Origin of the sequence: Limnobacter sp., from assembly GCF_046297615.1 — a bacterium.
Lineage (GTDB): Bacteria > Pseudomonadota > Gammaproteobacteria > Burkholderiales > Burkholderiaceae_B > Limnobacter.
On record NZ_JBKBHM010000001.1, the window covers coordinates 276,767 to 291,477 of the forward strand.

General features: G+C 58.4%; 10 protein-coding genes. 1 reads left to right on the forward strand and 9 read right to left on the reverse strand.

From position 1 onward, the window contains the following. Positions 1 to 91 precede the first annotated feature (91 nt). The 9 genes from ACK4FF_RS01325 to ACK4FF_RS01365 form a co-directional block, all read right to left on the reverse strand. On the reverse strand, positions 92 to 2,098 hold the full coding sequence (locus ACK4FF_RS01325; protein WP_409703796.1) for an acetyl/propionyl/methylcrotonyl-CoA carboxylase subunit alpha: 2,007 nt from the start codon (positions 2,096 to 2,098) through the stop codon (positions 92 to 94). A 4-nt stretch (positions 2,099 to 2,102) separates the two neighbouring features. Continuing rightward, entirely contained in the window at positions 2,103 to 3,269 is a 1,167-nt protein-coding gene (locus ACK4FF_RS01330) for an acyl-CoA dehydrogenase family protein (protein WP_409703799.1), read from the reverse strand. Positions 3,270 to 3,340: 71 nt separating this feature from the next. Beyond that, on the reverse strand, positions 3,341 to 4,402 hold the full coding sequence (locus ACK4FF_RS01335; protein WP_409703802.1) for an EscU/YscU/HrcU family type III secretion system export apparatus switch protein: 1,062 nt from the start codon (positions 4,400 to 4,402) through the stop codon (positions 3,341 to 3,343). Then, positions 4,399 to 4,692, reverse strand: coding sequence for a flagellar biosynthetic protein FliR (locus ACK4FF_RS01340; protein ID WP_409703804.1), 294 nt, complete (start codon positions 4,690 to 4,692; stop codon positions 4,399 to 4,401). The genes ACK4FF_RS01335 and ACK4FF_RS01340 overlap by 4 nt, the downstream gene beginning before the upstream one ends. A gap of 110 nt (positions 4,693 to 4,802) precedes the next feature. Then, positions 4,803 to 5,453, reverse strand: a complete 651-nt coding sequence (locus ACK4FF_RS01345) for a hypothetical protein (protein WP_409703807.1) — start codon at positions 5,451 to 5,453, stop codon at positions 4,803 to 4,805. Positions 5,454 to 5,567: 114 nt separating this feature from the next. After that, positions 5,568 to 9,365 (reverse strand): methionine synthase, encoded by a 3,798-nt coding sequence (gene metH, locus ACK4FF_RS01350; protein ID WP_409703810.1) that lies wholly within the window; start codon positions 9,363 to 9,365, stop codon positions 5,568 to 5,570. A gap of 109 nt (positions 9,366 to 9,474) precedes the next feature. Beyond that, the gene (locus ACK4FF_RS01355; RefSeq protein WP_409703813.1) at positions 9,475 to 10,179 is read right to left on the reverse strand and encodes a hypothetical protein; all 705 of its coding nucleotides are present in this window, start codon (positions 10,177 to 10,179) and stop codon (positions 9,475 to 9,477) included. Further along, the gene (locus tag ACK4FF_RS01360; protein WP_409703816.1) at positions 10,176 to 11,651 is read right to left on the reverse strand and encodes an anthrax toxin-like adenylyl cyclase domain-containing protein; all 1,476 of its coding nucleotides are present in this window, start codon (positions 11,649 to 11,651) and stop codon (positions 10,176 to 10,178) included. The genes ACK4FF_RS01355 and ACK4FF_RS01360 overlap by 4 nt, the downstream gene beginning before the upstream one ends. 102 nt (positions 11,652 to 11,753) lie before the next feature. After that, positions 11,754 to 12,275 carry a YgjV family protein gene (locus ACK4FF_RS01365; RefSeq protein WP_409703819.1) on the reverse strand — a complete coding sequence of 174 codons (522 nt, stop codon included), beginning with the start codon at positions 12,273 to 12,275 and terminating at the stop codon, positions 11,754 to 11,756. Positions 12,276 to 12,405: 130 nt separating this feature from the next. On the opposite strand from ACK4FF_RS01365, the gene ACK4FF_RS01370 reads away from it, so the two are divergent. Continuing rightward, positions 12,406 to 14,700, forward strand: a complete 2,295-nt coding sequence (locus ACK4FF_RS01370) for an ATP-binding protein (RefSeq protein ID WP_409703822.1) — start codon at positions 12,406 to 12,408, stop codon at positions 14,698 to 14,700. Positions 14,701 to 14,711 lie beyond the last annotated feature (11 nt).

Consider the following 14,711-nt stretch of genomic DNA (forward strand, 5'->3'; position numbering starts at 1 on the left):
ACGCCCGACGCGGACTTTATAAGAATTTTAGGGATTTGAGAGGGATGCAGACGCACCCCTCTTTAGAGTGATATTTTAGCAAACTACGGGGTTAAACGGGGCTCAAGCGCACCAAGGGTTGCCCCATTCCCAGTTGTTCACCGACAGACACATGAATCTGCTCCACCAGTGCTGCCGATTTGGCTGAAATGCGGTGCTCCATTTTCATGGCCTCCATGCACAGCAACACCTGGCCGGCCTCCACATGGTCCCCAGGTGCAGCCAGAATCTGCGTTACCTTACCATTCATCGGGCTTTTCACCAGGGCCTGAAACACCCCTTCGGCCGGCGGCGGACTCAACAGCAAACTGTTGTTGGCCACCCAAGTGGCTTGAGGGCAGCCGCTCTCATGAATCCACACGCCATCGGCGGTGTGGCACACACGGGCTTTAACAGGCCGCGCATTCACCAAGGCTTGAACCTGCCATCCGCCCCCGGTTTCCTGGGCATGCAACTGGCTGACAGCCAAAACATCCACACCGGCCACACTGACATCGCAACGCCCGTCATCGGTCCACGCGCCGACCACCGCATCCACACGCTGCCCAGCCACCACCAAACGCAAGGGGCGGCTCAATGCCCGTGTACTTGAATACCCATTCAGCCCCGTGGGCCAAGTGGTCTGCCCCCCATGGGGCAAATGGGCCAGGCACACGGCGGCCAGAGCGGTCGCGGCTTGCGTGTCCCGGGGGCTCAATAATTCAGTGGCATGGTCGCCCAAAAACGCAGTGGTGGCCCTGCCCGCCTGAAAATCGGGGTGCTGGCAAATTCGTTGCAGGTACAGGCCATTGTGCTCAAACCCGACCAACACGGTGCGGCCCAAGGCATCGGCCAAACGCTGACAGGCCGCTTGCCGGGTGGGCGCATGCACAATCACTTTGGCCAACAGGCTGTCATACCAAGGGCTCACCTCGCCACCCACAGCCACCGCATGGTCCGTTCGGGCCTGCGGGTCCTCCGACCAGGCCAGCACCGGCCCGGTCTGGGGCATGAAATCGCGGGCGGGGTCTTCCGCGCACAGGCGCGCTTGAATGGAATGGCCGTCAAAACGCACATCGCTTTGCTGCACCGTCAACGGCTCACCGCCTGCAATTCGCAACTGCCATTGCACAATGTCCAGGCCAGTGATGGCCTCGGTCACACCATGCTCCACCTGAAGGCGCGTGTTCATTTCAATGAAATAAAACTGGCCCTGGGTATCCAGCAAATACTCCACCGTGCCCGCACCCACATAGCCCGTGGCCTGTACCAGCTTCAAGGCCGATGCGCCTAAGCGCTCACGCAAGGCCGCATCCACGGCTGGGCTGGGCGCTTCTTCCACAATTTTCTGGTGGCGGCGTTGCACGGAACAATCCCGCTCGCCCAGGTGAATGGCATGGCCGTGTTGATCCGCCAACACCTGCACCTCAATGTGCCGAGGGTTGATGATGGCTTTTTCCAGCATCACCCGCTCATCGTTGAATGCATTGCGTGCCTCGATCTGTGCCGAGTTCAGTTGCGACGCAAACTCCTCTGGATTCATCACCAAACGCATTCCGCGGCCACCGCCGCCGGCCAGCGCTTTAATCATCACTGGGTAGCCAATGCGCTGCGCAGCCTCCATCAGTTCCGACACCGTGGCGTCGGCCTTGCTGAAGCCCGGAATGCAAGGCAGACCTGCCTGTTCGGCAATGCGCTTGGCCTGGGCTTTGTCTGCCATGTCGGCAATGGCCTGCGGTGTGGGGCCCACCAAGGTGATGCCGGCATCCAGACAGGCCTGCGCAAACGCCGGGTTTTCCGACACAAAGCCGTAACCCGGGTGAATGGCGTCTGCACCGGCGCGCTGCGCTGTGGCAATCAGCGTGTCGATGCGCAGGTAACTGTCCAGCGACGGGGCAGGGCCGATGCAGTAGGCCTCATCGGCCTCGTGCACGTGCAGGGCTTGCGCATCGGCCTCGGAGTACACCGCCACCGTGCGAATACCCAAGGCACGCGCCGCGCGAATGATGCGGCGTGCAATTTCATTGCGGTTGGCAATCAGCAGCGTGCGAATGGCACGCACAGGGGCAGCAGTGGTCATGGGCTTACTGGGCTGCCTTTTTCTTGCCGGGCAGAATACCCATGAACTTGCAGATGATGCCCAGCATCACTTCGTCCGCGCCACCGCCAATTGAAATCAGTCGCCCATCGCGATACAACTGCGACGCGGGGTTCTCCCAGGTAAAGCCCATGCCGCCCCAGAACTGCAGGCACTTGTCGGCCACTTCGCGCACAAGTCGCCCACTCTTGAGCTTGCACATGCTGGCCAGCTCGGTCACATCCCCGCCGTCCACATAGGTTTCCGTGGCCTGCCACACCAGTGCGCGCAGGGCTTCAATCTCGGTTTTCAATTCGGCCAGCGTGAAATGCACCACCTGCTGGTCCAGCACGGTGCTGCCAAACAGGTTGCGCTGACGCGTGTAGTTGATGGTCTCGTTCAACACATGCACCATGCCTTCGATGCTGTTGGCCGCACCCCACAGGCGCTCCTCCTGGAACTGGATCATCTGGTACATAAAACCAGCCCCCTCCATTCCGATCAGGTTGCGTTGGGGCACACGCACATTGTCAAAGTGAATCAGCCCGGTGTCTGAACTCCACATCCCGATCTTGTGGATTTTCTTCTCCACCGTGATACCCGGCGTGTTCATCGGCACGATGATCAGGCTCTTGTTCTGATGGGGCTTGCCCTCGCTGGTGTTGGCCAACAGACACATCCAGTCGGCCTGCAAGCTATTGGTGATCCACATCTTGCTGCCATTGATGATGTAATCGCCACCGTCTTTGCGGGCGGTGGTTTTCACACCCGCCACATCCGACCCCGCACCGGGTTCGGACACGCCCACACAAGCCACCATGTCGCCAGCCACAGCCGGGGCAAGGAACTCTTTGCGCAGCTCATCGGAACCAAACTTGGCCAAAGCAGGGGTGGCCATGTCGGTTTGAACCCCAATGGCCATGGGAATACCACCACAGTGAATCTTGCCCAGCGCCTGTGCCGCCACCACCGAATAGCTGTAATCCAAGCCTGCGCCGCCAAACTCCTCGGGCTTGGTCAGCCCCAACAGCCCGAGGTCCCCCATCTTCTTGAACACCTTATGGGCCGGGAACATCTGCTCCTTCTCCCATTGGGCCACGTGGGGGTTGATCTCGTTCTCAACGAAGCGCTCGATGGTTCGCTGCAGCTCCTTGTGCTCTTGGGTGAGTTTCACGGTGTCTCCGAATATAAAAATCAAACGTTTGTTTGATTCTGGGGTTCGAATGACCGCTTGTCAAGCGTGGCTCAGCCCTGTTGGCTCTCGTCCTGCGTTGCGGCGGCTTCAATGATTGCGCGAAACACCGCTGCCGCCATCTCAATGTGCTGCGCCTGAATGTATTCCTCTTCCTCACAATCGGCGTACAGCATGCGGGCCAGCTTCACATTCACAATCACCGGAATATTGCGGCGCTTGGCCTCCATACGCATGGCCAGGGCATCATCATCCTCGCCCATCGCCAGAATGAACGGCAGGTCATGCACGCCTGGCTGATAGTCCAAGGCCACGGCGATGTGAGTGGGATTAGCCACCACCGCCTTGGCACCCGACATTCTGTTCAATGACGAATTCAGCAGATTGCGCCGTTCTGACGACAAGCGCCTTTTGACTTCCGGGTTTCCTTGTGTTTCCTTGTGTTCATCTTTTAGATCCTGATCACTCATCCTCAGGTTCTTCAAATGATGGCTGCGCTCCGCTGCCCAATCGACAATCGCGAACACCAGAAACAACAACAGGCAAACAATGATGGTTTTTTTCAATAAATGCCCCAACAAGGCAAATACCCCATCCATGCCCGCTCGGTAGCTCAACAGAATCTGTCCCAGTTCATCACGAACCAGCCACACCATCACCCACACCAAACCCACGATTTTGAACACCGAGATCACCAACTGAATAAAGCTCTTCTTGGACAGCAGGTTTTTCACGTTGTCCACGGGGTTGAATTTCTTCATCGACGGCTTAGCGGCTTCAGGGGCCACCACCAAACCGTTTTGCATCCAGCTAGCCCCCATAGCGGCTAAAGCACACACGCCCAAAAACGGCAAGGTGAACCAGGCAAACACTTCCAAAGCCGACCAAAATAGGTCCCGGTTGAATACCCAGGGCGTCTGAAAACCAGTGGCCACCACCTCGGTGACCAAACCCTCGAATTCATCCATCAAGCCACCAGCCAAGGCAAACGCACTGACATAAAACAAGGCCAATTTGGCCAGGACTTGCACATCCTTACTGACCGCAACCTGCCCCTTCTCCTTCGCATCGTCTTTTTTCTTGTCTGTTGCAGCGTGCTTTTTTTCTCCACTCACAGCGCATTCTCCAACAAACGGGTCAACGCTCGGCTGTAGGCTGAAAACTGCGAGATGATCTCGTCCTGCGCCACGTGAAGCAGCAATAGGGCCATGCCGATTCCCATCACACTGCGCAAACCATACTCAAGGTTGTACACCTGCAATTGCTGTGTAAACGCCGACACAATTTCAAAGGCCACTTCCACCACCAGCACCGCCAAAAGAACCGGGGCACTGAGCAACACACCAAAGAGAATTTGATCGGACACCATCCGCATCAACACGGGGGCCCAGCTGTTTGCACCCACCTTCACCTCAACTGGTCAGTTCATCTATGAGTACCAGCAGCTGCAAGCCACGTTGGACACGGTGGACAAAGAATATTTAGACAGTCAAATCAGCTTGATTCAAGACCTCATCAAGTCTCAAGAATCAATGGGCCGCGCGTGACCGGCCAAATGTACTTTGCCAAACAGCTTCGATACAGGGATTTTTCGAAGTGGGTGATGACCATGGCGGCGGTGATGGCAGCCGCCGAGGCGTAAAACGCGTCACGAACCCCAGCCAACAACAAGGCCACGCTGGCTTGCATGGCGGCCATGTCGGCTGAGTTGAAGTTGGACAGGCCAAACAGCAGGCCGGAAAAGGTGCCGATGATGCCGATACCGGTGAGTATGCCGGGCAAATGTTTGAAGTAATCGACCCCCAGGGGGCGGTCGATGACCGCAGAGACCGAGAACACATGGGCTGCGGGGACAGTCATGCGGGCGCGGATGTGGTGCACCTGCCCGTTGACCACACTCGTTTGGGTGTGCAGGGTTTTGGCGAAGTCTTTCCAAATGTTTTCAAGCGGGGTATTCATGAACACCCGGGCCACACCCGCTTTGCGAACCGATTCCTCACCATCGGTCATGGTTCGGATTGCCCCGCCCATGCGCCGCAGGTTGTTGGCCAAGGCCTTGGACGGCACTACGTATCGGCTGTAAAACAGGTAACAGGCGACCACCAGCAGAACAAACACCACCGCTGGGGGCAACAGTTGAATGAAGCCAATCAGTTTTGTATCCACGCGTGCCCCCGATTCTTGAACGTTAGCAGGCGTATAAACCCTCGCCTGCACGTTTAAGTTGAATCAGGGGCCCATGAAGTTCCATTTATTCATGGTGGTGGAATCGGCCTGTGCTCAGAACCCCAACACGGTCACCAAGGCCCGGCGCAAGTCTTCTTCATCCCGGCCAGAGAACTGGCGCAAGGCTTCGAGCTGGTCCTGCCCGATGGGCCCGACGTTGAAGTAGTCGCTGGCTGGGTTGGCAAAGTAAAAGCCGCTGACGCTGGCTGCGGGGCTCATGGCCAGGCTTTCGGTCAGTGTCATGCCGATGTCGCCAGCCTGCAAAGCCTCAAACATGGCGCGTTTGATGGTGTGTTCCGGGCAGGCGGGGTAACCCGGTGCCGGCCGGATGCCTTGGTACTTCTCGGCAATGAGGTCTTCATTGCTCAGGGCCTCGGCGGGCACGTAGCCCCACAGGTCGGTGCGCACCCGCTGGTGCAGGCATTCGGCAAAGGCTTCGGCCATGCGGTCTGCAATGGCTTTGAACATGATGGAGCTGTAATCATCATGGGCCTTGAGGAATTCCTGTTCTTTCTTGTCCACCCCGATGCCGGCTGTGACCGCGAACAGGCCGATGTAGTCCTCACCCAAGCCTTTGGGGGCAATGAAGTCAGCCAGCGATTTGTTGGCCACACCCTCGCGCTTTTCACCCTGCTGACGCAAGGGGCTGTAGGTGAACAGCACGTTGCTGCGGGTGTCGTCCTCGTAAACTTCAATGTGGTCGTCGCCCACGGTGTTGGCCGGGAAAAAGGCCACGGCCGCATTGGCCTGTAACCAGCGGCCTTCAATGCACTTTTTCAGCATGGCCTGCCCGTCTGCAAACACCTTGCGGGCGGCTTCACCCACCACTTCGTCTTGCAGAATGCGGGGGTAACCGCCATGCAAGTCCCAGGTCTGGAAGAAGGGGCCCCAGTCGATGTACTGGGCAATGTCGCTGAGGTCGTAATTCTTGAAATGCCGCTTGCCCAGGAACTTGGGCTTGGGCGGGGTGTAGCTGGCCCAATCGAATACGGGCTTGTTGGCCCGGGCGGCTTCCAAACTCAGCAGGGGCTGGGCTTTTTTGTTGGCGTGTTGATCGCGAACGCGGTCGTATTCGGTTTTCAGGTCGGCCTTGAACTGGTCGGCGGCCTCTTCAGACAGCAGGCTGGACGCCACGCCGACCGAGCGGCTGGCGTCGCTCACATACACGGTGGGCCCATCGTAGTGGGGTGCAATTTTGACGGCTGTGTGCACACGGCTGGTGGTGGCCCCGCCGATGAGCAATGGAATGCCACGGTCGCGGAAGTAGGGGTCGCGCTGCATTTCACTGGCCACGTAGGCCATTTCTTCCAGCGAGGGGGTGATCAGCCCGGACAAACCGATGATGTCGGCACCGATTTCTTTGGCCTTGGCCAGGATCTGCTCGGCAGGCACCATCACGCCCATGTTTTCCACTTCAAAGTTGTTGCACTGAAGCACCACGGTGACGATGTTTTTGCCGATGTCGTGCACGTCGCCTTTGACGGTGGCAATCAGGATTTTGCCTTTGGCTTTGGCGTCGCCCCCGGCAGCGACCAACTGCTTTTTCTCTTCCTCGATGAAAGGGATGAGGTGGGCCACCGCCTGTTTCATCACGCGCGCGCTTTTCACCACTTGGGGCAGGAACATTTTGCCAGCACCAAACAGGTCACCGACGATGTTCATGCCGTCCATCAGCGGGCCTTCGATCACGTGCAGCGGGCGGCCACCCTTGGCGGCAATGGCGGCGCGGCATTCTTCGGTGTCTTCAGTGATGAAGTTGGTGATGCCATGCACCAGGGCGTGGGCCAGCCGCTTTTCAACGGGCTGGTTGCGCCATTCGAGGTTTTCTTCGGCCTTTTTGCCCCCGGCTTTCAGGGTGGCGGCAAACTCGATCATGCGTTCGGTGGCGGACTTGCCAAAGTCGGGGTCGTTCGCAGGCAGCTCGGGTTTGCGGTTGAGCACGATGTCTTCAACGCGCTTTTTCAATTCGGGCTCTAGGTCGTCGTACACCCCGATCATGCCGGCGTTGACAATGCCCATGGTCATGCCATTTTTGATGGCATGGTAAAGGAACACGGTGTGAATGGCTTCACGCGCGGGCTCGTTGCCCCGGAAACTGAAAGACACGTTGGAGACACCGCCCGAAATTTTCGCGTGGGGCAGGTTTTTCTTGATCCATCCGGTGGCGTCGATGAAGTCGTTGCCGTAGTTGTCGTGTTCTTCGATGCCGGTGGCAATGGCGAAGATGTTGGGGTCGAAGATAATGTCTTCCGCTGGAAAGCCCACCTCATTGACCAGAATGTTGTAGGCGCGTTCGCAGATTTCGATTTTGCGCGCATAGGTGTCGGCCTGGCCCTTTTCATCAAAGGCCATGACGATGACGGCGGCCCCGTAACGTTTGCACAGTTTGGCCTGTCGCTTGAACTCGTCCACCCCTTCCTTCATGGAAATGGAGTTGACCACGGCTTTGCCCTGCACGCACTTCAAGCCTGCTTCAATGACGTCCCATTTGGAGGAGTCGATCATCACCGGCACACGGGAAATGTCGGGCTCGGAGGCCATCAGGTTGAGGAAGCGAACCATGGCGGCTTTGGAATCCAACATGGCTTCGTCCATGTTGACGTCCACAATCTGCGCGCCGTTTTCAACCTGCTGACGGGCCACGCTCAGGGCTTCGTCGTACTGCTCGTTGAGAATCATCCGGGCAAAAGCCTTGGACCCGGTGACGTTGGTGCGCTCGCCCACGTTGATGAACAGGCTACTGTCGTCGATGTTCAAGGGCTCAAGGCCGGACAGGCGGCACTTGGGCTCGACCACGGGAATGGCGCGGGGCTTTTGGTCTTCCAGGGCTTTGGCAATGGCCGCAATGTGGTCGGGCGTGGTGCCACAACAACCACCGGCAATGTTCAGGAAACCGGCTTGTGCGAATTCCTTGACGAGGCTGGAGGTGATGTCCGGCGTTTCGTCAAAGCCGGTGTCGCTCATGGGGTTAGGCAAACCGGCGTTGGGGTAGATGCACAGGGCGGCGTCGCAGATTTTGGACAGCTCGGCCACGTAGGGGCGCATCAGGGTGGCGCCCAGCGCACAGTTCAGGCCAATGGTGATGGGCTTGGCATGGCGCACGGAATTCCAGAAGGCTTCCACGGTTTGGCCCGACAGGATACGGCCTGACGCGTCGGTGACGGTGCCGGAGATCATGATGGGCAGGCGGTGGCCGGAATCCTCGAAATACTGGTCGATGGCAAACAGGGCTGCCTTGGCATTCAAGGTGTCGAAAATGGTTTCGACCAGCAGCAGGTCCACGCCGCCTTCCACCAAGCCTTGGGTCTGCTGGTAGTAGGTGGCCACCAGTTCATCAAACGTGATGTTGCGGGCACCCGGGTCGTTCACATCGGGGCTGATGGACGCTGTTTTGGGCGTGGGGCCCAAGGCACCTGCGGCAAAACGGGGTTTGTCGGGCGTGGAGTACTTCAGGCAGGCGGCTTTGCACAGGCGCGCAGCCTCGCGGTTCATCTCGTCCACGAGGTGTTCCATCTCGTAGTCGGCCTGGGCCACGGTGGTGGCGCCAAAGGTGTTGGTTTCGAGGATGTCGGCACCCGCGGCCAGGTACTGCTCATGAATTTCCGTCATGATCTGCGGCTGTGTCAGCACCAGCAGTTCATTGTTACCCTTCACGTCGCGATGGAAGTCGGCGAAGCGTTCGCCCCGGTACTGCGCCTCGTTGAGTTTGTAGCGCTGGATCATGGTGCCGGTGGCACCATCCAGAATCAGGATGCGCTTGGACAGCAGGTCTCGGAGGAGGGCTTCGGTGGCAGGGCCGTTGGACTGGGATACAGCAGAGACGGCAGCCGAATCAGCGGGGCGCGTGTTCATCGCGGGGCCTTTTGGCAAATTGGGAAAACCCTTTATTTTACAGGGTAATCACATCAAAAGGCGCCAAAAGAACACCGCCTCAGGCCATTGGCCCGAGACGGGGTGCAGTTTAGCCCGGGTTGCCTGGAAACCAGTCTGGATAGTGCAGCGGTACTGCGGCCAACACCTCCTGACAGAATTCGGCAGCAAGTTTTGCTTCGTTTGCTGCAATCAAGCTGCGGGTGATGCTTTTGAGGTCTCTACTCAAATGACGGTTCCAGCAAAGCGAAGGGTTTGCCCCTTGCAGGGCGGGCAGTGCGCTGCGCAGGGTGGTCATCAAGTTCTGGGCCTTGTCAATGTCGAGCACATAACCATCCGGTTGCCGGCTTTGCGCAAGGCTGCTCATTTGTCGGGCATAGTGAGTTTGGCGTCGTTCAGCCTGGTGCTGGCTTTGCGACAGGGTCAGTTTTTCTGCGGTGGACACCGCTTCTGCCCCAGCCAGGGCCAGTAACGCATAGCACACGCTCTGGCTATGATCGCCTCGCCTGAGAAGAATGTCGCTTAACTCTCTGCTGGCCCCCATATGACCGAGATCGGCGGCCTCTCGAAGATGGTGCTCAGGTGACTTCAAGCTGCCCGTTTTGGGAGGGTTCAGGTAATGCTCCCACTGGTGCTTCATCAAATTGAAGGCCTTCCAGCTCTCCTCGGTTTCGGGGCTCATTGGGCTGTAGCCGGGTTGGGGCGGCTTGCTGCTCATCTGCTCAGCCGCTGGGGCCATGGCATTCAAGTCAATGTTCGACAGTGGGCCAACACTTTGGTTTGTTGTAAACATCATGACTCTCCATGTTTTGGGGGTTCGACAGGAGCAGTGCTGGCCCCAAGGTTACCTGGACCGGCCTCCAGACTGGCTTGTTCGAGTAACAGGTCCAGCGATTTTTTCGGCTCAAACCAAATTGTCGTGCCAGTTTTGCGCAGCTGTTTTAGGGTCAAATCGCTGTAAATGGGCAGGGTGCCGGCTGGCTGATTGTAGTTTCTGTTGGTGTAAACAACGTATCGTTGACCTCGGGCAATCTGGATTGCCGCCTGTACCTGCTCCCAGTTTTCAGTGAGGTAACAACGGTGATTGCTGGTGATGATCAAGATGTGATTGTCCTGCTCCGGTGCGTAAAGGTTGTCCATCTCTGTGGCATGGCGCACCAAGTCATTGTTGTTGGAGGTGGCGCCAATCACTTGATTGATCCTTTTGCGCAACTCGGCATGCCACGATGGCTCACGCCCGATGTTCGGCTGACTGACCAGGCGATCGCCTTGCCCCAGATGATAGGCGCGGACGAAATTGACCGCGTTGCGAAAACGGACCGCACCCCTCGGGGGCCGGTCGGGGTTAGCGTACAAAATATTGGGGTTGATCGGAACGGGTTCGTGGGCAAACCGCGCCGGCCTTCTCGGAGTGCCCGCACGCTTTGAGCCAGTGCGCACGCTCTCTGACCATGGCTCGGCACTCTTGTGCACCAGCTCACAGCTCAAATGTGGTGCGTAGGCAAATGCGTCGTAATCGGCGGTGATCGGGCTGAGGTGATAGGGCCGATCAACCGTACTTGAATCCATTTCCCCTGACCCGACGTAGGCATGCAACACCTTGACCGGCGCCCAGGGCTCCGGGGGTTGCCCTGCAGGCCCCTTTGTTCGGTAGTTCACCATGTAACTGCCGTTGTCTTTGGCGATGAGCTGAAACTCGAAGTGGTTACCCGGATTGCTGTCGCCATCACGAGCCAAGATGGTGATGGCCAGGCCCTCCGCAGGGTCTTTGGTGCGCCAATCGGCCGGCAATTGAATGAGCTTCACCTCGTCAGAGCTCAGGTATTCCAATCTCCCCGGATCAAGCTCCAAGGACCTGACAAAGAAGGAAGTCGCTGCGTCACCAGTCACTTGGTCCGACAAAGGCGCCGCTGACCCTTCTGACAGGTATGTTTTCCACTTCTTGGACAGACGCGGGTCGCTGGGGATGTAGCCGGCCATTGGGCCCCAATCGGAGGTCTTGGCCTTGATGTGCATGCCCTTGGCCACTGCCCCGGCCTCCAGTAGGCCTGTGGACAGCGGGTTGACGGGGCGAAACATCAGGATGACGTTGGTGTCCGCAGCGATGGCCTCCATGGCAGCAACATGCTCAGGCAACAATCCGCATCGACGAATCGCGTCTCTGCCTGTCACAAAAGGGAGGCTGTCAAAGCTGGTGGGGGTGGGCTCATTGAACGCTGAGGGCGCTGGAGCCTGTCTATTCGCGGGATTCACTGGGCTGGATTGCATGGCTGTTTGGTAAACCAATCAACACTGTGCACTTGAGTGGCGTTTCCCGAACAATTGATCCCAATTTCTAAAAAAAAGACCAACAGGGGCAGCGGTGTATCGCTAAGGCTTTGCAGCTTCCAGGCGATACAAGCCAATCAAGGTGGCTGCGGTCAACACCAGCATCGTCAAGCAAAGCTCCCAAGAATTGAACAGATAGCCATGAAGCGCCCAGACGAGGTTGCTGACCATGGTCAGTTTGCGCATGCCGGTGTTGGACAAGACGAAAAAGGCCCAGGTACCCATGATGGTGGCCACCATGGGCAGAAGGCTTGCCAGAGGGCTCTGCCAAGTCAGCGCGGTGACCACCAATGCCGCCGCCGTGAACACCCAAGCCAACAGGCGACGACGGTGGCCGGGCAACGCGATGGTGTAGGCGCTGAGGGCTTGGCGGCATGCGGCCAGCAGCATGATGGCCAAGCCTGTGTGCTGCCCAAGCAGGGCGTACTGTGCACCCCAGGTGGCTGAACAGGTGGCCAACAGCAGTTTGGTTCGACGCTCGTTGATGACCACAAAACCAGCCATGTTTAAACAGAAAGCCACGGCACCGGTCAGGCGGACAAGGAGGTGATCGATTGAGTCCATAGACAAGGTGTTGAATTGGCGGGCTTTTGGGGGTCATCTCCAAGCCTGTAGGGTGCCATATTTTTCTTACAGTTCCTTCATCAGCCATTCCGATTCCGTCTTCACCCTGCCCGCAGGGTGCGTTCAGCCCATGATTCAGTTTTCCCGACAAAGCAGCATGATCAGCCGCCTGGTGGCCGGTAGCCTGGCTGGCTTGCTGGTGGCCGCCATTCCCTTGTTGTTGAGTGGCTACGCGCTGTTTAAGGAACGCATGCTGGTTCAAACCGGGCAAGCGGCCCAGAACCAGTCGGCCCACGTGGCACGGGTGGTGGACCGCTTGCTGGCCGAGCACTTGAAGCAAGTCACCTACACCGCGCAAATTCAAAACTTTGAGGGGCCGTTGGACCGGCAGCGCCTGCACAACATGATTCAGGTGATGCGGGGCAATGCGCCGGGTTATCTCTGGATTGGCGTGGCCAACCCCGAAGGCGAGGTGGTGGCGGCACTGGATGACCTGTTGGTGGGCAAGTCTGTGGCGCAGCGCCCCTGGTTCAAGCAGGGTTTGCAAGGCCCCGGGGTGATGGATGTGCACGAGGCCAAGCTGCTGGCTGCCCTGTTGCCTGAACGCGATGGCGAGATTTATCAGTTCATCGATTTCACCACGCCGTTGAAGAACACGCAGGGGGAGACAGTCGGTGTGTTGGGGGTGCATCTGGACTGGCGCGCTTTTCTGGACGAAGTGCGCTTGGCGGTGGACACGCCCAATGAGTTGGTGACCTTGGTGCTGTCTTCCTCGGGTCAGATCCGGTTTGGCAATCAACCCGGCCTGTCTGCACTTCATGCCAAAACCCAGTGGAATGTCTTGCCGGGCTTTCGCGAGGCCTTGGCTGGGCTGGATGGCGGCTGGCATGAAATTTCCTTGGCCGATGGCGAGCCCCAACTGCTGGCCTTTTCGGGGATTGGGGGTGGTCAAGCGACGGAAAACCTCCACTGGGTGGCCGCCACCATCATGCCGTTGCGGGACGTTCAGGGAGTGGTGGACAAAGCCACCGCTTTTGCCCTGCTGGCTTTGCTGGGCGGGAGCCTGTTCACCGTCGCGCTGGTGGCGATGATGGCCAGGCGGCTTTCCCTGCAGGCCCGCGGCCTGTTGAACCTGTTGAAAAATGGCCAATTGGATGGGGCGCGGCTGGCCATGAAGGACTTGCCGCAGGAGTTTGCCAGCTACTCCGAGGACATGTTGCAGTTGACCGAACACCTCACATTGAAGAACCAGCAACTTGAGCAGGCCCTGAACCACGCGGACCAAGAGCGGGACGCGAACCAGTCAAAAAGCCGCTTCTTGGCAACCATGAGCCATGAAATCAGAACGCCGCTGAATGGCGTTCTGGGTTTCGCCAAACTGCTGCACATGGACCTGCCAGACGGTGAACAGAAAACCCATGCGCAACACTTGGTGCAGACGGCGGAAACCCTGACCGTGATTGTGAATGACATTCTGGACTACTCGCGCATTGAAACTGGCATGGTGAAGCTGAGCCCTGCACCGGTTTGCCTGAGCGACTGGTTAAGGGCCAGCACGGAACTGTCCCGCTTGCTGTGTGCCACCAAGCAACTGGATTGCCAGGTGGACTGCAGCTTGAGCGCGCAGCACTGGCATGAAACCGATGCAGGGCGTTTGCGGCAAATTTTGCAGAACCTGTTGTCCAATGCCATCAAGTTCACTCAGCACGGCGAAGTGCGGGTGGCCTTGGACTGTGTGCGGCAAGAGGGGGAACGGGACTGGATCCGCCTGACGGTGAGGGACACGGGGCCAGGCATGTCTGCGGAACAACTGAGTCGCCTGTTCAAGCCCTACATTCAAGTGCACAACGACCCTGACAACCACTTCGGCGGCACTGGCCTTGGCCTGTCGATTGTTCAAGGGCTGGCCAGCGCCATGGGGGGCAGTGTGGCGGTGCGTTCAACCGTGGGGGCGGGCACGGTGTTTACTGTGGATTTGCCCCTGAAACGTACCCAGGCCCCCAGGAGGGCGGAGACGGGCGTGCCCAAAGCGAGTCGGCCCCTGCAGATTCTTGTGGCCGATGACACCCCTTTGAACCTGCGAGTCTTGCAGGCCTTTCTAAACAAGGCCGGGCACCAGGTGTACACCGCCTGCGATGGCCCTTCGGCGCTTGAGGCAGCGCAGGACAAGGCCTACGACTGGATACTGCTGGACATCGACATGCCGCGCCTGTCGGGCTACGACGTGGCCCGTCAACTGCGGGAAGGTGATGGACCCAACCAACACACACCCATGGCCGCCTTGACTGGGTATGCCTTTGAGGACGATGTACGCCGCGCACTGGATGCGGGCTTTGACTTCCACTTTGCCAAACCGCTGGATTTTGATGCCTTGCTGGATCAATTGGCCCAAGCCCCTCGAAGAGCCGGTAACACCGTAGAATGACGACTCTTAAC